This is a genomic window from Chryseobacterium sp. KCF3-3, assembly GCF_045865955.1.
Classification (GTDB): Bacteria; Bacteroidota; Bacteroidia; order Flavobacteriales; family Weeksellaceae; genus Chryseobacterium.
This window is the reverse complement of sequence record NZ_AP035792.1, coordinates 2,284,818-2,303,724: the sequence shown is the minus strand read 5'-3', so window position 1 is coordinate 2,303,724 and position 18,907 is coordinate 2,284,818. Positions and strand designations below refer to the sequence as shown.

Here is an 18,907-nt window from a genome sequence, read left to right as displayed (position 1 = left end):
AATGGATATAAGAATACAACGACAAAGCACAGCTGTCACTGCACAGAATCATTGATGTCCTAAGCTTTATTCCACGAAAGCGTCAAACGATTATTTTCTGGCAGGTCTTCTGACTTACTCCATTTTTGAAATCCTTCCCATTAAAAAACAGTGGATATATTCTTCAAAAACTTTGGTGCGGAGCTTACAGCAGCGGGTCTGTTCCGGATTTTCACCGGATTCCCTTTTAAGAGCTTTTTAGGGCTCACCAAATTTCGGCAAAGATAAATAATTATTCCTAATCCCCAATTAAAATCATGATTCATAAACAATTAAAGCTCCCGAAGGAGCTTTAACGTCATTTTATTGAGGGTGTCACTTTAAATTCCAATATTCAGGAAAACACTGAATCTCGATTTTGCTTCAATATCTCCTCCCGCCAGATGCGTATACATAGGAAGCATGATCTCACTTCCAAGACTGAGTTTTTTATAAGAAGCTTCAAATCCCAATTTTCCATACAAAGCACTTCCAGCAGTATTAGGCAAGGCTTCATCGAACTGTTTGTTCTGAGCATAAACTTCTCCCTGAACTCCCGTTTTTACAGAAAAAATAGATTTTTCATTCCCCGCAACCTGATAAAAACCTGTTGCAGCATAATTCCATTGGTTTCCGAAACGGTAATTTTTCTTATTCTCTGTTTTGATGGTATAATCTGTATTGACCAATAAGGCTACTTTATTTTTCTGAAACTTATAATTCAAAGCTGCCTGATAATCCCAGCTTCCGGTTCCCAGCTGAAAACTCGGATTGACTCCGGATGCTCCTTTTTCATCAAATTTTCCCAAAGGAATTTTCACACCCAAACCTCCGCTCAGGTGATGGAAATTATCTTTAGAGCTCATCAGCTGATAAATTCCCATCAGGTTCAGATCTCCAATCCCATTGATTTTAATATCTCCCTGCATGGTTTTCTTCTCATGAAAATGGAATGGCAGGCTCGCATATACACTCAACTTTTTAGTCAGTGGAATTTTCCCCCAAAGCTGCAGCGTATTGAAATACTGATCCTGTGTCAGGTCTTTTACAAACAAGTTCTCTTTCGCTTTATAATGCTGTGCAAAGTATTTGATTCCGATAAACTGTGGATTCAGTAAAGATTCAAAGCCGGAAGATCCGTTTCCTGCAGCACACCCACAGGCATCACAATCATCATCAAAATCGAATCTGCTAAAGGTTTCCGGAGCACTATAAGCACTGTCTCTAATGGTTTTTGCCTGATACTGACTCAACAGGATCAAACTTACTATCACTATAATCTTCTTCATGTTTTCTATAAATTATTCTGCAAATTTTGGATTGGATATAAAACTTTTATCCGACAATGTTTTCAGGAACGCAATGATTGATTGTTTTTCCTGACTATTCATGGCAATTCCCACATGTCCGTTCTGTTTCAGCTGTGGATCAAGGTTGGCATTATCTTCTACCTGATCTGAATAAAAATTGAGTACAGCGTCTAACGTGTAAAACCTTCCGTCATGCATATAAGGTGCGGTGTATTCTACATTTCTTAAACTCGGAACACGGAATTTCATCCAATCGACCTGATTCAGGCTCACTCTGTAACGTCCCGCATCCTTGAATTCTGTATTGTAATACATTCCCGTATTTCTGAAACTCTCATCCGTAAACAGTTCTCCGCTATGACATGAGGCACATTTCTGTCCGAATAAAGCCATCCCTTGAGATTCTGTTGAAGTCAATTGTTCCTTTCCCTGTCTGAATCTGTCATATTTTGAATCTGCAGAAATTAAAGAAGCCATAAACTGTGACAATGCTTTCAGAATTCTTTCTCCTGTAATAGCTTCGTCCCCATAAGCTTCTCTGAACAGCTTCTTATACTTCTGATCATCTTTTATCTTTGAAATAGCTTCCGGTATGGAGCTGTCCATTTCATTCACATCAGTAATCGGGCTGATGGGCTGTTCATTCAGATTATGAATCACTCCGTCCCACATATATCTTTTAAAAAAGGCCATATTCTGAATGGGTGGTGCATTTCTGATTCCTATTCTGTCGTCTACTCCATGGCTTACCGTATGACCATGATGGGTAAAGGCATTTTCCTGAATATGACAGAAGCCGCATGAAATAGTATTATTTCGGGAAAGTCTGCCTTCATAAAATAATTTCCGTCCCAGCTCCACTCCGTTTTTGGTGACCGGATTGATGGATTTATCAAAAGTCATTTCCGGAAAATAAGAAGGAAACTGCAGGTTGTAGGCTTCATCTTTTTCCAGTGGCTGAATCACCTCATCAGAACATGAAATACAGCTCAATCCCAATACAAACAGAACCAGTATCGTTTTAATCAAAAAATTAATCATTGTGAACGTGGTCTACTTTAAACATTTTCGTAAGATTGTTGGTAACATCTGTCAGGTGTTGGTTTGAGCCCATCAGCATATCATTGGCCGTTGTAAGGGTAAGAGCCTTATCTCCGCTCAAAAACTGGTTCAGATCTGCCAGAATATGAACAGAAGGTCGAATTTTTGCCGTTACTCTTGCAGTTGTCGGAAGATTCAATGTGATTTCACGGTATAGATCGGGTTGCTGATTAGCAGTAACATTTCCCATATTTCCGGTATGGTTCATGAATTCTTTAGCAGGAGTGTCATTTCCATATTTTCCTTCCAGCTTTACAAAGACATAGCCGGCAGCCCATGACCACGACATTCCTTTTTGCTTGGCTTTTGTCCAGAATTCAGCTTGTCCGTCCTGCCCTAGCAAGTACGCTTTCTGACTGATCCCCAATCCGAATTTTATTTTCTTGTAATTGTTTTTCGGAATACCATCCAGATTAAGGTATATAATTCCGGCTACAGCATCTGCCTGATCTACGATAAAAGCACCTTTATCAGGGTTATTTTCGTTGTATTTAAATTCATTTCCGTTTTCGTCTATCAATGTAATATTACTGATGACATATTTTAAGGCTGAAAAGTTATGTTTCTGTCCGTTGGAAGATGTCTGAACGGTCTGATTCAAAACGATATCTCCTACATTATTAAATCCGTTTTCAAATTTGATCTGAAGGTTTCCGGGTGTGGTATCCTGTGGATTTTCGTCATCCCTGCTGCTTTCGCAGGCTACAAAAGAGAATAAAGTAAAGGCAATAAAGAATAGTGATAAAAATTTATAAATTTTCATTGATGATTTTTTAAGTTGAATTATAATTTTTGAATGCAAAAACATTCTTTTTTACCACAAAAGGCACAAAAGTTTTTACACTTAAGTTTGTCAAGTGGTAAGTTTTATGCACAATAAGAACACTTAAGCTTTTTAAAAATCTTTGATTCTTAATTGATGTAAGCTTTTGTGACTTTTGTGGTTGAATAGTAATCGTTTAACTTAAAAAAACCGGTGGTTTGAAAATGTGGGTAAGAAACAGAAAAGAATAAGCTGTTTCGTAGGTAAAATTGAAATTGAAAAACGGAAGTTTTCCAGTAGTATTGATCTCTGTGGTCTCAGGCAGGATATAGGTGTCAAGGACTTTCTGTCCTGAGTTTTTGAGTTTCTGAAAAGGTGAAGATTCCGAATCATTGGTTTTTGCCAACTCTTTACTCAGGTAACATTTTCCGTTACAGTGAACCTCTGGTCTGGATTTATTAATACAGAGAACTTTAACGATATAATCATAATTTACAGCATACTCTACCACGGGCACTAAAGGTCTTAGCACCATATACAAGGTAAAAAGTATGCTGTAAAATAATTTCATTTGACTACTTCTTGCTTATCGCTTCGTCATATCTTCTGCTGATCTCTTTCCAGTTGGTAACGTTCCAGATCGCACTAAGATAATCTGCTCTTTTATTCTGATATTTTAAATAATAAGCATGTTCCCATACATCAATTCCGAAGATAGGAGTTCCCTTTTCTTCCACTACATCCATTAAAGGATTGTCCTGGTTAGGAGTAGAAGAAACAAATAATTTTCCGCTTTTATCCACAGAAAGCCATGCCCATCCTGATCCGAAACGATCTGCTCCGGCTTTAGCCATTTTTTCTTTAAAAGCATCCATACTTCCGAATGTTTCCGTAATCGCTTTTGCTAGTTTTGCGGAAGGCTGTGTATTTTTCTGGGGCGTAAGAACCGTCCAGAACAGTTCGTGGTTGTAATGACCACCAGCATTGTTTCTCACTGCAGCAGGCAGTTTTGAAACATTCGAAAGAATCTGAAACAAAGTTTCTTTTTCCCGTGGAGTTCCCGCAATGGCTTTATTCAAATTGGCGGCATATGCTGCTCCATGTTTTGAATAGTGAATTTCCATTGTTTGGGCATCAATATTTCCTTCCAAGGCATTATAAGCATAAGGCAGAGGCGTCTGCTTAAACTGAGCCAGTGCAAACTGAGCCGCGAAAACTGCACTTAGGGCAGCTATTTTCAAAATCTTCATAATTTTTTTGTTTATGGTTGAACAATGTTTTCTTGTTAAGCGGGAGGAAGGATGATGGAAGTTGGAAGTTATTGATGTCTTACCATGATTTCTTCAACTTCTATTTGCTTTTATAGCCATCTCAAAAATCGCTAGAACTTCATCGTCTGGAATAACTTCCAGCTTCTGGCATCCAACTTCCCTCCTCTCTATTTCAATAATTTCTTAATATCCTCGATCAGAATTTCTCTGTCGGGGTGATATTTTCCTGTCAGCATGGGTGTTTTACCTTCCGGATCACCATAATTCAATCCTGAGTAATACAGAATAGGCATATTTTCTTTGTTGTATCGACATCGGATATTTCCTTCCTGATCTACCAGCGCAATCATTCCGCTGTGGTTCAGGCTTTCTCCTTCATCTTCTTTGTCACCTACGTAGATATTAAACTGATCCGCAAGATTTCCAATATAGGTACGGTCTCCAGTCAGGAAATGCCAGTTCGGAGATGTTGCCCCTATTCTTTGAGCATGTTCTTTCAATGCTGATGGTGTATCGTTTTCCGGATCAATACTGATGGAAATAATGCCGAAGTCAGGATCATTAATCTGGTTCTGAATAGCCTTCATATTGGTATTCATCACCGGGCAAATTGTAGGACATTTGCTGAAGAAAAATTCTACGAGATATACTTTTCCCAGCATATCTTTATTGGTGATTTTTTTAATGTTCTGATCTGTGAGTTCAAAATCCGGAACTTTCATCACCGTATAAAGATTCTTTTTAAAATACCCCATCCCTACCCCTATTCCCAGGAAAAGCAATGCAAATAAAGCAATGGGTATAATCACTTTACTTTTATTATTGTTCTTTTTATTTTTGGGCATATTTCTCAGGGCTTTTTTTAAATTCACGTTTACAGGATACACTGCAAAAACCATACGTTTTGTTTTTATATATGGCTGTATCATTAATAGATCCTGCAGTTTTCATGTGGCAGATAGGATCTTCTTCATTCACTACCTGTACATTTTCTATTTTCTTCCCCGAGGAGTCCATGTGGCTTGCATGCTTTACCTGAGGAGTTTCCTTGGCACACGACAGTAATGATATTGACAGCAAAGCAGTCAAAATAATAGGAGATTTCATTTTAATGTTAAATTGAAATTAATAATGTTAAATAAAGTTATGATACTATATTCTAGTCAGAAAAAACACAGCATTTCTCAAGAGAAACTGATGCATTTCTTATTGTTTACAATAATATATTTTCATTGTAGAATGTATCTTTAATGACTTACTAATGATAGGTTTAAAAACGCTCATTAATTAAACTAAAAACTTAGTTCTCTTTAAAATTAAGCCAATGGAGGATGGAATATCCTTGAAAAGTAATCTGAAGAATGAGAATTAAAATAACTTGAATCAGGAATTTCAGAAAGTGATTCCGAATTCAAATGAGAAGAGAAAGAAAGGATATCATGAGAAATAAAAACATCTAATCCTGCAATCTTTATGGTTTGGGAACTATTGGACTGTTTTTCTGTTTTTGCCAGTTCTTTTTCCACATAGCATTTTCCTTTACACGTAGATTGTGGTACATTTCTGTTCTCACAAAGGTTTTTCACAATATAATCATAGTTCACGGCATAATTTACCAATGGCAAAACGGGACGTAATGCAACGGTAAAAATGATGAATATGGAAATGAATGCCTTCAACGATTTTGTTCTCTGTACAAATATACTACTTCAAAACTGTTTTACAGATGATTTATGATGAATGTCATTATGGTAGTATACTGTTACCCACAAAAATTATAAAACTGTGCCTGTCTCCCGTAGTATTTTATCCCGAACTTTGATTGAAAATTAAGACCTAGATAAAAAATTTAGTTCTTTATATACAATTTAATCTTGTTGATAAAAGCTCTGCTGATGTTTTTGGCAGAGCTTTTTTATGTTTTGTTGGGTAGACGCAAAGAAGCAAGTTTTTTTCAATGTTTACTGTTTTAAGGCGCCAGGATTTTATCTCCGATAAAATTGAATACCGCCCAATAATGAGACTGAATGAAGCCGATCATTCAGAAGTAGCTTTGCTGAAAATCTTTGATTTTCTTGCTTCCTAAAAAACACTACAATTTTTATCTTCTTTGCACCTTTGCGTTTCTCCAAAAAAAAAACTATTACCTTTTTAAAATTAAGTTTTGATATGTATGATGTTGGAAACGCAAAGACGCAAGTTTTTTTAATGCTTAAGATTTTTAAGGCGCTAGGATTTTATCTCCGATAAAATTGAATACCCACCAATAATGAGACTGAATAAAGCTGATCATTCAGAAGTAGCTTTGCTGAAAATCTTTGATTTTCTTGCGTCCTTAAAAGCAGCAAAATTTTTATATTCTTTGCGCCCCTCTGCGTTTCTCCAAAAAAAAACTATCACCTTTTTAAAATTAAGTTTTGATATGTATGATGTTGGAAACGCAAAGACGCAAGTTTTTTTCAATGCTTACTGTTTTAAGGCGCAAAGATTTTATCTCCGATAAAATTGAATACCCACCAATAATGAGACTGAATGAAGCCGATCATTCAGAAGTAGCTTTGCTGAAAATCTTTGATTTTCTTGCGTCCTTAAAAGCAGCACAATTTTTATATTCATTGCGCCCCTCTGCGTTTCTCCAAAAAAAAACTATTACCTTTTTAAAATTAAGTTTTGATATGTATGATGTTGGAAACGCAAAGACGCAAGTTTTTTTAATGATTACTGTTTTAAGACGCTAGGATTTTATCTCCGATAAAATTGAATACCCCCCAATAATGAGACTGAATAAAGCTGATCATTCAGAAGTAACTTTGCTGAAAATCTTTGATTTTCTTGCGTCCTTAAAAGCAGCACAATTTTTATATTCATTGCGCCCCTCTGCGTTTCTCCAAAAAAACTATTACCTTTTTAAAATTAAGTTTTGATATGTATGATGTTGGAAACGCAAAGACGCAAGTTTTTTTCAATGATTACTGTTTTAAGGCGCTAGGATTTTATCTCCGATAAAATTGAATACTCATTTGACTTATCTTTGCAGAGATTCCTACCGGAATGACAAACTGGGTGTATTAGTTTTATACTTGTTGTAATTGTCTAATTATCTGTCATAGTTTATACAGAAAGTAAAGGCAGCCCCTTTGTCACTCCGGTAGGAGTCTCGGCAGTATAAAGAACGCCATCATTTAGATTCCTGCGGAATGGACAAGCAACCTGATAATACTTCCTGTATAAATAATAAGTGATCGCTTTATCCCTAACAAAAATATCCACAATGTTTGCCACTCAGGAGTCTCAGCAGCCTAATATGAATTTCAATGATATCACTAATATAGTATTTAATTAAAAACAAAAGCCCTACTGAAATTCAGCAGAGCTTTTATTGAATATAATTGAGTTGTGTTTATTATTTGCTTCTTAAAATTTCATTCTCTGAATCCTTACAGCATTTAAAATAGCCAACAGCGCTACTCCTACATCTGCAAACACAGCTTCCCACATGGTTGCCAATCCTCCGGCTCCCAGAACGAGAACAACCGCTTTTACGGCGAAGGCAAGAACAATATTCTGCCAAACGATCTTTTTAGTTTGTTTTCCGATGTTAATCGCCATCGGGATTTTACTTGGTTTATCATCCTGAATCACTACATCTGCAGTTTCAATGGTGGCATCACTTCCCAAACCTCCCATTGCAATTCCTACATCGCTTAAAGCTACTACAGGCGCATCATTCACTCCGTCTCCTACGAAAGCTACCGTCTGATTTCTGGCTTTGATTTCTTTCACCTTGTTTACTTTGTCTTCAGGCAACAGATCTCCGAATGCATTGTCTATACCCAGCTGATCTGCTACATATTTAACAACAGTACTTTTATCGCCGCTCAGCATGGTAGCCTTTACATTCATTTTATGCAGGTTGTCTACGGTCTGTTTTGCATCTTCTTTTATACTGTCTGCAATGGTGATATAGCCTGCAAACTTTTTATCATAAGCGACTGCAATCACCGTGTACACAATATTGGCGTGATTAAGATCATAAGGGATGCTGAACTTATCCATCAGCTTAAAATTCCCAACCAGAAGTTCTTTTCCGTTAACCGTGGCTTTCAGTCCATGGCCTGCAATTTCTTCTACATTTTCCAAAGGAATATTATGATTGATTTCTCCTACATAATTGTGAATTGCTGTTGCCACCGGATGGGTACTCTTACTTTCGAGAACATTAACCATCTGAAGAATTTCTTCTTTATTAAATTCAGGACTCATACTTACTTCCTGAACTTTGAATACACCTTCTGTCATGGTTCCTGTTTTATCCATCACCACATTCTGAATCTCTGCAATACTGTCCAGGAAATTACTTCCTTTGAATAATATTCCGTTTCGGCTTGCTGCCCCAATTCCTCCGAAGTATCCTAACGGAATTGAGATCACAAGGGCACAAGGACATGAAATTACAAGAAAGATCAATGCTCTGTACAGCCAGTCTCTGAACTGATAGTCGCTCACGAAGAAATATGGCAGTAAACAAATTCCAATAGCAAGAAATACAACGATAGGTGTATATACTTTCGCAAATTTTCTGATGAATAATTCTGTTGGGGCTTTTTGAGCCGTAGCATTCTGAACCAGTTCAAGAATTTTGCTCAGTTTACTGTCTTCATAAGCCGTATTTACTTTTACCAGAGCAATACTGTTCATATTGATCATTCCTGCAAGAACAACCTCGCCTTTATTTTTGGTATCGGGTTTACTTTCACCTGTTAAAGCTGCGGTATTGAATGAAGCGGAATCTGAAAGCAATTCCCCATCCAGTGCCAGTTTTTCGCCTGGTTTCAGCTGGATGATATCTCCAATTTTAGCTTCTTTGGCTTTCATGGTCTTAGGCTGATTATTTTCCATAATCGTTACCTCATCAGGACGCTGATCCAATAATGCTTTTATATTTCCTTTGGCTCTGGTCACCGCCATAGACTGAAATACTTCTCCTACGGCGTAAAACAACATTACTGCTACACCTTCAGGATATTCTCCGATGGCAAAAGCACCAATGGTTGCGATACTCATCAGAAAGAATTCTGAGAATACATCTCCTTTGATGATACTTTTATAGGCATCTTTCAATACCGGAAATCCTACAGGAATATATGCTGCAAGGAACCAGACTAAACGCACCCAGCCTGTAAACCATGAGGGTTTTATATAGTTGTCAAAGGCAATTCCTAATAATAAAATGATAAAGGATATAATAGCCGGCAGAAACATCTGAAAGACCGTCTGATCTCCGGAGTCGTGAGAATGATCATGCCCGTCATGGTCATGCCCATCTCCTTCCGTATGATTATGTTTGTGTCCTTTTGTATCTGGTTTTTCGGGGGTTGTACTACAGCATTTTTCCATAACTGAATATTTTTATACAAATGTAAAGATGAGACTGATGCAATGCTATTGCAAACTTTCAAGACAGTTTTCGCAGATTCCTTTGGCAAACAATCTTATTTCATCAATCCTGAAATTGGTCTGGATATTTTCAGGGAAGGAAATATCTTCTTTGCAGGTGGTTTGCTTACAAATCTTACAATAGAAATGCAGATGCCAGTCTTTGTGTGTTTTTTCATCACAGTCATCTTCACAGAGTTTGTATTTCGTGGTTGTATTTTCCTGAATGCTGTGAACAATTCCTTTTTCTTCAAAGGTTTTCAATGTCCTGTAGATGGTGATTCTGTCAGCATTTTCAAAATGATTTTCTATTTCAGAAAGGGATAAAGCCGCTTCCTGAGAACTTAAGAAATCATATACCAAAATCCTCATACTGGTAGGTTTGGTATTTTTATCAATGAGTTTGTGTTCTATATCTTTTTTCATTGTACGCTTTTAAATTGTTACAGATGGACTTCATTTTCTTCATAGCCTTCCTCTTCGATCTGAAAAGTGGTATGACTGATTTTAAAATTAGCTATCGTTGTATCTGTCAATGTTTTTAATAATTGATTCTGAGAATATCCTGCATCTTTTACTACATGGGCGCTCATAGCATTAACACTGGATGTCAGTGACCACACGTGCAGATCATGAACATCTTTCACGCCAGATGTTTTCTCCAATGATTGGCGAAGGGCATGAATATCCACATCTTTAGGGGTGCCTTCCAGCAGAACATTAATGGCTTCTTTCAATAGTCTCCATGTTCTTGGGAAGATCAGAAGTCCTATTGCTGCTGAAATCAACGGATCGGCATAGTACCAGCCTGTGGTCAGCATAATTACTCCGGCTATCATCACTCCTACAGAGGTAAGCATATCTGAAAGGACTTCAAAATAGGCACCTTTCATATTGAGACTGCCCTCTGAGTCTTTTCTGAGAATCATCATTCCGACAATATTGACGATCAATCCGATTCCAGCTACAATCAGCATTGATTTACTTTGTACTTCAGGCGGGTTCTGAAAACGCTCATAGGCTTCAAACAAAACATAAATCGAAATGGCCAGTAAAACTACTGCATTGATGACCGCCGCTAATATTTCTGTTCTGTAGTAACCAAATGTTCTGGAAGGATCTGCTTTTCTTTCTCCTATTTTGATGGCAATAAATGCCAGTAACAATCCTACAACGTCTGTCAGCATATGAGCTGCATCGGCCAACAACGCAAGACTGTTGGTAATTATTCCTCCTATTACCTCAGCAATGAGATAGGTTCCGCTAAGGCAGAGAACAATCAGGAGGTTCTTTTTATGTCTGCTTCCTGCAGAAGCTGTTTGTGTTGGTGTACTTTCCATATTGTGTATGGTTTAATTACATTTCATAATAAGATGTATTTTCTTTTTTAGGAGGAACATTCTGCTCACCGATCATCTGTCTGATATTGATCTCGATGGTCTGTGCCAGAGAAGTCATCGGAGTATCTACAGGTCCATTTTCAAACGGATCCTGCATGATGATGGATGTTTTTTCAATGGCAATGAATGTAACCGGAACCAGAAAAGTGATCGCAATTTCTACTACCAACTGTGAATCATCAAGCCCAAACGGAAGGATAGCTGCAAAAACATAGATCAGAATATGAACTAAAACACTGTAAGAACGTGGAAAAACTGTATTCTTCAGTCTTTCACATTTTCCCATACTGTCGCATAATCTTGTGATGATATCGTTCAGCTGCATCTGCTGAAAATCCGTCAGACCTTTGGAAGTTGCAATTTCTTTCAGCTGTCTGGAGTGTTCGTCCAGAATTGCATTAGGAATATTGGCAGCTTTGATCTGCTGTAGATCCAAATACTGCTGAACTTTTTCAGAAAATGGCAGTTTTCTCAATGATTCTCCAAGTGCGTAGGTCCAGATGATCTGTCTTTCTGCAAAATCCTTTACTGTTTTGTCATCACCTACCGGCATAAACTGAATAATCAACCTTACAAAAGTTCTGGAATCGTTTACAATAGCCCCCCAAACTGTTCTGGCTTCCCACCATCTTTCATAAGATTGGGAAGTACGGAATGCCAGCAGCAATGATACGGCTGTACCCAACAATGCCGGAATATTCAAAGGCAGAGAGATCTTGCGAAACCATGGCAATATGTCCAAAAGCCCAATGGCTACTGCAAATATTCCGATGAACAGAATTTGGGTTTTTATTTCACGGATGAAATACCAGACTGATATTTTTTTGTTTAATAACATAATCGGGTTATTTATTAAAATTCGGTGAGATCATTTTCACTTTTCCAGCCGTTTTCATTCAATAAAAAATTACGTAAACAGCTCTAATTTAAGGATTAAAATCGACATTTTACTGGTTCCGGCTACTTTCATTAATGTTCGTGTTCTCCGGAATTCACCAGTTTTGCATTCACGAAAAATGCTCCTTTCACTACTATTTTTGCATTGTCAGGAATATTTCCTACCGGAGTTATCGCGGTATATCCCATATCAGAAGTTCCTTTTACCACTTCAATTTTCTCAAAGTTTAAGGTTTTCGGATGAGGTTTCCCTTTTTCTTCGTGTTCTTCTTCCACTTTTTTATCGGTCTGAACAAATACAAAATATTTCCCGTCTGCTTCTACAATGGCTTCTGTAGGAACTGCAGGAGTTGTGCTTTTATCAAGACTTACAATTCCGGTGATATTCATTCCGTCAATCAGTCCGGATTTGTTTCCAATTACTTCGCAATGCATAGAGATGGTTTTACTTTCGTTTTCAAAAGAAGATCCTATGCTGTAAATTCTTGCATCATATTCGGTTTCCGGATTATTGGTCAGTTTAAAATGAACAATCTGCCCTACTCTCATTTTAGGAAGATCTTTTTCAAATACCTGAAGATCGAGGTGAATGGAACCGTTATCAATCACTGTAGCAACAGGAGAAGAAATATCCACATAACTTCCGATCTGTGCGGTAATACTACTAATTGTTCCACTGATAGGCGCTGTGATGACCAAACCGGATTTCATATTTCCATTGCTCACTTTTCCGGGGCTTATTCCCATCATCTGAAGCTGTTTTAAAAGGGATGCTCTTTTTGTTCTTAGTGTTTTAAGTTCTGCATCGGCACTCTGAAGATTTTTCTTTGCGCCTGCATCATTATCAAAAAGCTCTCTTTGTCTTCTGTATTCCTGTTCTGCATAAGTAATTCTGCTATTGGTAGTCAGATAATCTTCCTGAAGCTGGATATATTCCGGATTGGCAATGGTGGCAATAACCTGTCCTTTCTTTACGATACTTCCAACCTGAATATTGATGGTTTTGATGATTCCTCCGTACAGGGAAGTGATCGTTGCTTTATTGCTGTTGGGTACACTCAACAAACCGTTGGCTTTTATCGTGGATGTCAACTCTTTCATTTCTACATTTCCTAAAGCCACTCCTACAGACTTCATCTGCTCTTCTGTAAGGGAAGCTATTGTTTGTGGAGCTTCTTCGTGAGCCTGTTCTTTCTGTTCTGTTTTTTCAGGAGCATTTTCTTCCGAAGCTTCTTTTTTTCCACAGCTTGTTAATAAGATTGAGATCAGGACGAGAGGGATGATATTATATTTGAGTTTCATAAGTAAAAATGTATTTTGTCTGATGCTGTATGCCTTCATTTTCATTGATCCGGCAGAAATTTTTATGAACAGCGATTTCATATTATTTGTTTATAATGGAGTTAATAGTAACTACAGATTGGTTCACCTGCTGGATGGATTCCAGATATTTCAACTGGATATTTGTGGCCGTCTGCAGGGCAAAAAGATATTCTACATAGGAAATTTCTCCTGTTTTATATCCTAGCTGAGCTGCTTTTACAATTTTCTCTGCGTTAGGCAATGCCTGGCTTGTATAGTAGTCATACTGCTGTAAATCCTGCTGATACTGGCTGAAGGCGTTTTCCAACTGAGCAGAAAGCTGTTTCTGCTGCATTTTAGCATTGGTTTCGGCGACTTGTTTTTCATATTCCAACGCCTGAATTCTTGCTTTCGTAGCCCCAAATGTTAATGGAATGGCTACGCCTACTGTTGCGGACTGAAAACGTTTTCCTGAGTTATAAAAATTCTCCTGTCCGTTGATGGTATGAAGGCCTATCAAAGACTGGTTGGTATATCCTAAACTAAAATCCGGCAGCCCAAGGGACTTTTCAACTTTCTTGTTTTTTTCGGCAATCTCCATTTCCTGATAAAAAGCTTTCACCGTAGGATTGTTAGCAACCACAGTACTATCGAGTACATTTTCTGCTTTTAAAGGAGCATAATCTTTGTTAAACGGAACTTCAAGATCTTCTGACGTATTCATCAGCGTTTTTAAATTCTTGTAAGCGTTATTCAAAAAAACTTCATTTTGTCTGAGCAGCAGATCAATTTCTCCTTTTTGGGTTTCTGCAGTACTGATTTCGATCTTTTTGATATCACCTGCTTTGAATCTTACGGTTGCTATTCTGATAAACTCTTCATAATATTTATCCAGACTGGTCAGTTGGGCTTTATTATACTGAAGATATTCAATCTGATAATAGTAAGTACGCACCTGCTTTATCAGTTCATTGGCTGTAATTTCCTTATCAATCTGTTTGCTTTTAATATTCTCATTAATTAAATCTTTTCTTGCTTTAAATAATGTTGGAAAAGGAATGCTTTGTGAGATCGCAAACGACTGGTCAAACTTCGGACTGTTGTATTGTCCAAGCTGAGCTTCAAAGCTTAATTTAGGGAGTTCTTTTGCAGTTGCCCTTAATGCTTCAGCAGATTTAATACTTAAATCTTTTGACTGTAGGGTTAAATTATTGGTCACTGCCTGCTCTACCGCCTGTTCTACCGAAATTGGTCTGGACTGTGCATTAAAAGTCTGTCCCAGCATCATGAATCCTACAACCAAAACAGCAGTAATGATTCCCTTATTATTATTTTTTCTTTTCAAAATCTTTGTGTTAAAAATGATATACAGCATTGGCAAAACGAATAGTGTTAGGAATGTTGCTGTTACCAGGCCTCCAATCACTACTGTAGCCAAAGGTTTCTGTACTTCAGCTCCCGCTCCGGTGGAAATAGCCATTGGCAAAAATCCTAGTGAAGCCACTGTAGCCGTCATTAATACAGGTCTTAATCTGGTTTTTGTTCCTTCAAATACTCTTTTCAGAATATCGGTTTCGCCTTCTTTTTCTAACTGATTGAATGTTCCTATCAAAACAATTCCGTTAAGAACTGCTACTCCAAAAAGGGCAATAAATCCAATTCCGGCACTGATACTGAAAGGCATATCTCTTACTAAAAGTGCAAAGACACCACCGATCGCACTCATAGGAATCGCTGTAAAAATCAGTGCAGCCTGTTTGAATGAGCGGAAGGTAAAATACAAGAGCATAAAAATAAGAAGCAATGATACCGGAACTGCAATCATCAGACGTTTGCTTGCTTCCTGAAGATTTTCAAACTGACCTCCGTAGGTAAAGTAGTATCCGGAAGGAAGTTTTACTTTATTCAGTTTTGCCTGAATGTCTTTCACCACACTTTCCACATCACGGTCTTTTACGTTGAAACCGATTACAATTCTACGTTTTCCCTGCTCACGACTGATCTGTGCGGGTCCTAATTTGTAACTAATATTCGCCACCTGCGATAGTGGAATCTGAGCTCCGGTAGCAGAAGTAATCATCAGGTTATTCACATCTGAGATATCCGTTCTGTGAAGACTATCTAAGCGAACAACCAAATCGAAACGTCTTTCATTTTCAAAAACCTGTCCGGCAGCTTTTCCTGCAAAGGCTGTACTTACTGCATTGTTGACGTCTTCGATATTCAATCCATAATTGGCAATTCTTGTTCTGTCATACTGAACGTTAATCTGCGGAAGACCGCTCACTCTTTCAATCTGAGGTGCTGTAGCTCCGTCTACGGTCTGAATGATTTTTCCAACTTTATCAGCGTATACTGCTAAAGAATCCAGATTTTCTCCAAAGATTTTTACAGCAACATCCTGTCTTATCCCGGTCATCAGCTCATTAAAACGCATCTGAATAGGCTGATTTTTTTCAAAGAATACCCCAGGAATTGTTTCCAGTTTTTCACTGATCTCATCGGCCAGTTCATTGTAAGATTTTTTGGTTTTCCATTCGCTTTGCGGTTTCAATACCACGATCATATCAGTAGCTTCAGGTGGCATAGGATCTGTAGGAACCTCAGCAGAACCCGTTTTCCCGACTACCATTTTCACCTCATCAAATTGTTTGATCAATCTCGAGGCCTGCATGGAGGTTTCTATACTCTGGCTCAAAGAGCTTCCCTGTGGTAAAATACAGTGAAATGCAAAATCCCCTTCCTGCAGCTGAGGAATAAATTCACCACCCATATTTTTAAAGATAAAAGCAGAAATAAGAAAAACGACAGCCGTTGCTGAAACGATGATATATTTTACTTTGATTGCCTTCTGTAATAATGGCTGATATACCTTTTGAAGGCGGTTCATCATTTTATCAGAGAAGGTTTCTTTGTGTGAAATTTTCTTAGATAAAAACAAGGCGCTCATCATCGGAATGTAGGTCAGTGACAGAATCAATGCTCCCAGAATAGCGAATCCTACTGTTTTTGCCATTGGGGTAAACATTTTTCCTTCCACGCCTGCCAGAGTAAGAATCGGGATGTATACGATAAGGATGATAATTTCTCCGAAAGCCGCACTGCTTCTGATCTTTGAGGCAGAAAGGAATACTTCTTCATCCATTTCAGACTGTGTCAAAGCACGGGTAGATTTTCGTACTCCCAAATGATGCAAGGTTGCTTCTACAATAATCACAGCACCATCTACAATTAGTCCGAAGTCTATCGCTCCAAGGCTCATCAGATTGGCACTTACACCGAAAACATTCATCATTCCCAATGCAAACAGTAAGGAAAGCGGAATGGCTGAAGCAACGATGAGTCCGGCTCTCAGATTTCCCAGGAAAATAACAAGAACGAAAATAACGATCAGCGCTCCTTCGATGAGGTTTTTCTGTACGGTATTGATGGCTCTGTCTACAAGGTCTGTTCTGTCCAGAAACGGTTCAATGATAACGTCATCGGGAAGAGATTTCTGAATGGTCGGAATTTTTGCTTTGATATTGCTGACCACCTCATTACTGTTCGCTCCTTTCAGCATCATCACCACTCCACCCACGGCATCTACTTTCCCGTCATACGTTAATGCTCCGTAACGAACGGCGCTTCCCAAACGAACATCAGCAACGTCTTTTATAAAGATCGGAACGCTCCCTGTTTCATTTTTAACCGCAATATTTTTGATATCTTCAAGAGAAGTCACCAGGCCAATTCCACGGATAAAATAAGCATTGGGCTTTTTATCAATATAAGCTCCACCTGTATTCTGATTGTTTTTTTCAAGAGCTGTAAATATTTCTGTGATGCTTGTCCCCATTGCTTTTAGGCGATTGGGATCAATAGCCACTTCGTATTGTTTTAATTCTCCTCCGAAACTGTTGATTTCCGCAACTCCCGGTGTTCCGTTCAGCTGTCTTCGAACGATCCAGTCCTGCATGGTGCGGAGTTCTTTGGCATTGTATTTCTTTTCGCTTCCTTTTTTAGGGTGAAGAATATACTGATAGACTTCTCCAAGACCTGTACTTACGGGAGCCAGCTCGGGAGTTCCTACACCTTTGGGAATTTCTTCTACTGCATTTTTCAGCTGTTCATTAATGAGCTGTCTGGCAAAGTACACATCTACATTTTCTTTGAACACTACGGTAATTACAGAAAGTCCGAATCTTGAAATACTTCTTGTTTCCTGAATATCGGGAACATTGGCAATGCTCTGTTCAATAGGAAAGGTAACGAGCTGTTCCACTTCCTGTCCTGCCAATGTAGGACATACGGTAATGATCTGCACCTGATTGTTGGTAATATCCGGCACAGCATCTATAGGTAATCTGGTGGCACTCCATGTTCCCCAGATGATCAGTACCAACGTCATCAACCCAATGATCACCTTGTTTTTGATACTGAATTTTATAATTTTATCTAACACGATTGATATTTAATTTTATTGAAAAGTGAATGCACACAGTATAAAATACTGCAGCAAAAATATCCTGAAAACCTCTGCAATGGTATTGCAAAGTTTCAAGCACAGTTTAAAATCAGAAAGCATAGGCTTTCTAAAAATCAATAAAAATTAAATTTTAGGAGGTTGCCAGATTGGGTCGTAAACCTGGTAGGCAAAATCATTTTTGTGGAACAGGATCTTCTTTGAAAAGTAAGCCGGAATCTGCTCTGGAATCTCCAATAAGGGATCCATTTTAAATGCTGAAACTGTTATCTGACAACAGCTGCATGCACACAGTGGAGAACAGATATCTCCTTTTTCTGTGGAATGAACTCCATGAATGCTTAATGAGATCTTATTATCTCCTGAATTCAGCGGATGGGACGTGTCTTCGCATGGCATCAATGATAGCGCCATGAAATAAATTGCCAGTATCCATCTTAAGAGGTTCATTGTTACAAAGGTAGAGATTTTTTATTAAGTTGAAACCTTTCTCTATATAACTGGCTCATTAAAAATATCGTTTTAAATCCAGTTTATTGGATAGAATAAATTTTTAGCTTAAAAAGAAGTATAAACGATAGCGGATTTTATTTTTATATTCAAACTGTAATTCAGACAGATACACAAATTGCGACACCCTAACCTCGTTTAAAAAAAACTATAAAACGTTTATATTTTTGTACATCATTAGTCTGTTTCAGAAACTTTTAGAGAGATATTCGTAATTACGAAAAGTTACTTTGAATCCCAATAAAATATAAATAGTTTTGGGATAGAAAACACAAAATGAAAATAAGTTATCCAAGCATTTAACAAAACTAAAATTACTCCGTTTCGCTGAACAAATCATGTTTTATAAGAAAGACCGATCTTTCATAGCATTGTAAATAATAGTAATGGCAAGGGTCCTTTTTTGATTTTTCAATAGAAAAAATATTTATTTA

General features: G+C 37.8%; 16 protein-coding genes and 1 riboswitch. Of the genes, 1 reads left to right on the top strand and 15 read right to left on the bottom strand.

Annotation, left to right across the window (positions count from 1 at the left end; genetic code table 11):
• Positions 1–81: 81 nt before the first annotated feature.
• Positions 82–267, bottom strand: a riboswitch (cobalamin riboswitch).
• A 92-nt stretch (positions 268–359) separates the two neighbouring features.
• From ACKTTZ_RS10255 to ACKTTZ_RS10220, 8 genes are all read right to left on the bottom strand, one after another.
• Positions 360–1,307 (bottom strand): transporter, encoded by a 948-nt coding sequence (locus ACKTTZ_RS10255; protein WP_407848689.1) that lies wholly within the window; start codon positions 1,305–1,307, stop codon positions 360–362.
• Positions 1,308–1,319: 12 nt separating this feature from the next.
• The gene (locus tag ACKTTZ_RS10250; protein ID WP_407848687.1) at positions 1,320–2,369 is read right to left on the bottom strand and encodes a cytochrome-c peroxidase; all 1,050 of its coding nucleotides are present in this window, start codon (positions 2,367–2,369) and stop codon (positions 1,320–1,322) included.
• Positions 2,362–3,192 carry an MbnP family protein gene (locus tag ACKTTZ_RS10245; protein WP_407848685.1) on the bottom strand — a complete coding sequence of 277 codons (831 nt, stop codon included), beginning with the start codon at positions 3,190–3,192 and terminating at the stop codon, positions 2,362–2,364. Before ACKTTZ_RS10245 ends, ACKTTZ_RS10250 begins: the two co-directional genes overlap by 8 nt.
• A gap of 196 nt (positions 3,193–3,388) precedes the next feature.
• A complete protein-coding gene (locus tag ACKTTZ_RS10240) occupies positions 3,389–3,763 on the bottom strand; it encodes a hypothetical protein (protein ID WP_034694561.1) in 375 nt (124 codons plus the stop codon).
• Positions 3,764–3,767: 4 nt separating this feature from the next.
• A complete protein-coding gene (locus ACKTTZ_RS10235; RefSeq protein WP_407848682.1) occupies positions 3,768–4,442 on the bottom strand; it encodes a superoxide dismutase in 675 nt (224 codons plus the stop codon).
• Positions 4,443–4,630: 188 nt separating this feature from the next.
• Positions 4,631–5,308 (bottom strand): SCO family protein, encoded by a 678-nt coding sequence (locus tag ACKTTZ_RS10230; protein ID WP_407848680.1) that lies wholly within the window; start codon positions 5,306–5,308, stop codon positions 4,631–4,633.
• Complete coding sequence (locus ACKTTZ_RS10225; RefSeq protein ID WP_034694556.1) at positions 5,295–5,570, bottom strand: YHS domain-containing protein; 276 nt, start codon at positions 5,568–5,570, stop codon at positions 5,295–5,297. The genes ACKTTZ_RS10230 and ACKTTZ_RS10225 overlap by 14 nt, the downstream gene beginning before the upstream one ends.
• 209 nt (positions 5,571–5,779) lie before the next feature.
• A complete protein-coding gene (locus ACKTTZ_RS10220; RefSeq protein ID WP_407848678.1) occupies positions 5,780–6,142 on the bottom strand; it encodes a hypothetical protein in 363 nt (120 codons plus the stop codon).
• A gap of 747 nt (positions 6,143–6,889) precedes the next feature.
• Between ACKTTZ_RS10220 and ACKTTZ_RS10215 the strand changes: the two genes are divergently transcribed.
• Positions 6,890–7,201, top strand: a complete 312-nt coding sequence (locus tag ACKTTZ_RS10215) for a hypothetical protein (protein WP_407848676.1) — start codon at positions 6,890–6,892, stop codon at positions 7,199–7,201.
• 676 nt (positions 7,202–7,877) lie between these two features.
• Here ACKTTZ_RS10215 and ACKTTZ_RS10210 read toward each other — a convergent pair.
• From ACKTTZ_RS10210 to ACKTTZ_RS10180, 7 genes are all read right to left on the bottom strand, one after another.
• Complete coding sequence (locus tag ACKTTZ_RS10210) at positions 7,878–9,860, bottom strand: heavy metal translocating P-type ATPase (protein ID WP_407848674.1); 1,983 nt, start codon at positions 9,858–9,860, stop codon at positions 7,878–7,880.
• 45 nt (positions 9,861–9,905) lie between these two features.
• Entirely contained in the window at positions 9,906–10,325 is a 420-nt protein-coding gene (locus ACKTTZ_RS10205; RefSeq protein WP_034691375.1) for a Fur family transcriptional regulator, read from the bottom strand.
• 17 nt (positions 10,326–10,342) lie between these two features.
• A complete protein-coding gene (locus ACKTTZ_RS10200) occupies positions 10,343–11,239 on the bottom strand; it encodes a cation diffusion facilitator family transporter (protein ID WP_407848672.1) in 897 nt (298 codons plus the stop codon).
• Between the two features lie 16 nt (positions 11,240–11,255).
• Positions 11,256–12,137, bottom strand: coding sequence for a bestrophin family protein (locus ACKTTZ_RS10195; RefSeq protein WP_407848670.1), 882 nt, complete (start codon positions 12,135–12,137; stop codon positions 11,256–11,258).
• A gap of 131 nt (positions 12,138–12,268) precedes the next feature.
• The gene (locus tag ACKTTZ_RS10190) at positions 12,269–13,498 is read right to left on the bottom strand and encodes an efflux RND transporter periplasmic adaptor subunit (RefSeq protein ID WP_253317969.1); all 1,230 of its coding nucleotides are present in this window, start codon (positions 13,496–13,498) and stop codon (positions 12,269–12,271) included.
• An 82-nt stretch (positions 13,499–13,580) separates the two neighbouring features.
• Positions 13,581–17,942, bottom strand: coding sequence for a CusA/CzcA family heavy metal efflux RND transporter (locus ACKTTZ_RS10185; protein WP_407848668.1), 4,362 nt, complete (start codon positions 17,940–17,942; stop codon positions 13,581–13,583).
• A gap of 147 nt (positions 17,943–18,089) precedes the next feature.
• The gene (locus ACKTTZ_RS10180) at positions 18,090–18,413 is read right to left on the bottom strand and encodes a DUF6660 family protein (RefSeq protein WP_051934152.1); all 324 of its coding nucleotides are present in this window, start codon (positions 18,411–18,413) and stop codon (positions 18,090–18,092) included.
• Positions 18,414–18,907 lie beyond the last annotated feature (494 nt).

Coding starts and splice junctions, on each gene's coding strand:
- ACKTTZ_RS10255 (WP_407848689.1), bottom strand. CDS start 1,307: ATGAAGAAGATTATAGTGATAGTAAGTTTGATCCTGTTGAGTCAGTAT.
- ACKTTZ_RS10250 (WP_407848687.1), bottom strand. CDS start 2,369: ATGATTAATTTTTTGATTAAAACGATACTGGTTCTGTTTGTATTGGGA.
- ACKTTZ_RS10245 (WP_407848685.1), bottom strand. CDS start 3,192: ATGAAAATTTATAAATTTTTATCACTATTCTTTATTGCCTTTACTTTA.
- ACKTTZ_RS10240 (WP_034694561.1), bottom strand. CDS start 3,763: ATGAAATTATTTTACAGCATACTTTTTACCTTGTATATGGTGCTAAGA.
- ACKTTZ_RS10235 (WP_407848682.1), bottom strand. CDS start 4,442: ATGAAGATTTTGAAAATAGCTGCCCTAAGTGCAGTTTTCGCGGCTCAG.
- ACKTTZ_RS10230 (WP_407848680.1), bottom strand. CDS start 5,308: ATGCCCAAAAATAAAAAGAACAATAATAAAAGTAAAGTGATTATACCC.
- ACKTTZ_RS10225 (WP_034694556.1), bottom strand. CDS start 5,570: ATGAAATCTCCTATTATTTTGACTGCTTTGCTGTCAATATCATTACTG.
- ACKTTZ_RS10215 (WP_407848676.1), top strand. CDS start 6,890: ATGATGTTGGAAACGCAAAGACGCAAGTTTTTTTCAATGCTTACTGTT.
- ACKTTZ_RS10210 (WP_407848674.1), bottom strand. CDS start 9,860: ATGGAAAAATGCTGTAGTACAACCCCCGAAAAACCAGATACAAAAGGA.
- ACKTTZ_RS10205 (WP_034691375.1), bottom strand. CDS start 10,325: ATGAAAAAAGATATAGAACACAAACTCATTGATAAAAATACCAAACCT.
- ACKTTZ_RS10200 (WP_407848672.1), bottom strand. CDS start 11,239: ATGGAAAGTACACCAACACAAACAGCTTCTGCAGGAAGCAGACATAAA.
- ACKTTZ_RS10195 (WP_407848670.1), bottom strand. CDS start 12,137: ATGTTATTAAACAAAAAAATATCAGTCTGGTATTTCATCCGTGAAATA.
- ACKTTZ_RS10190 (WP_253317969.1), bottom strand. CDS start 13,498: ATGAAACTCAAATATAATATCATCCCTCTCGTCCTGATCTCAATCTTA.
- ACKTTZ_RS10180 (WP_051934152.1), bottom strand. CDS start 18,413: ATGAACCTCTTAAGATGGATACTGGCAATTTATTTCATGGCGCTATCA.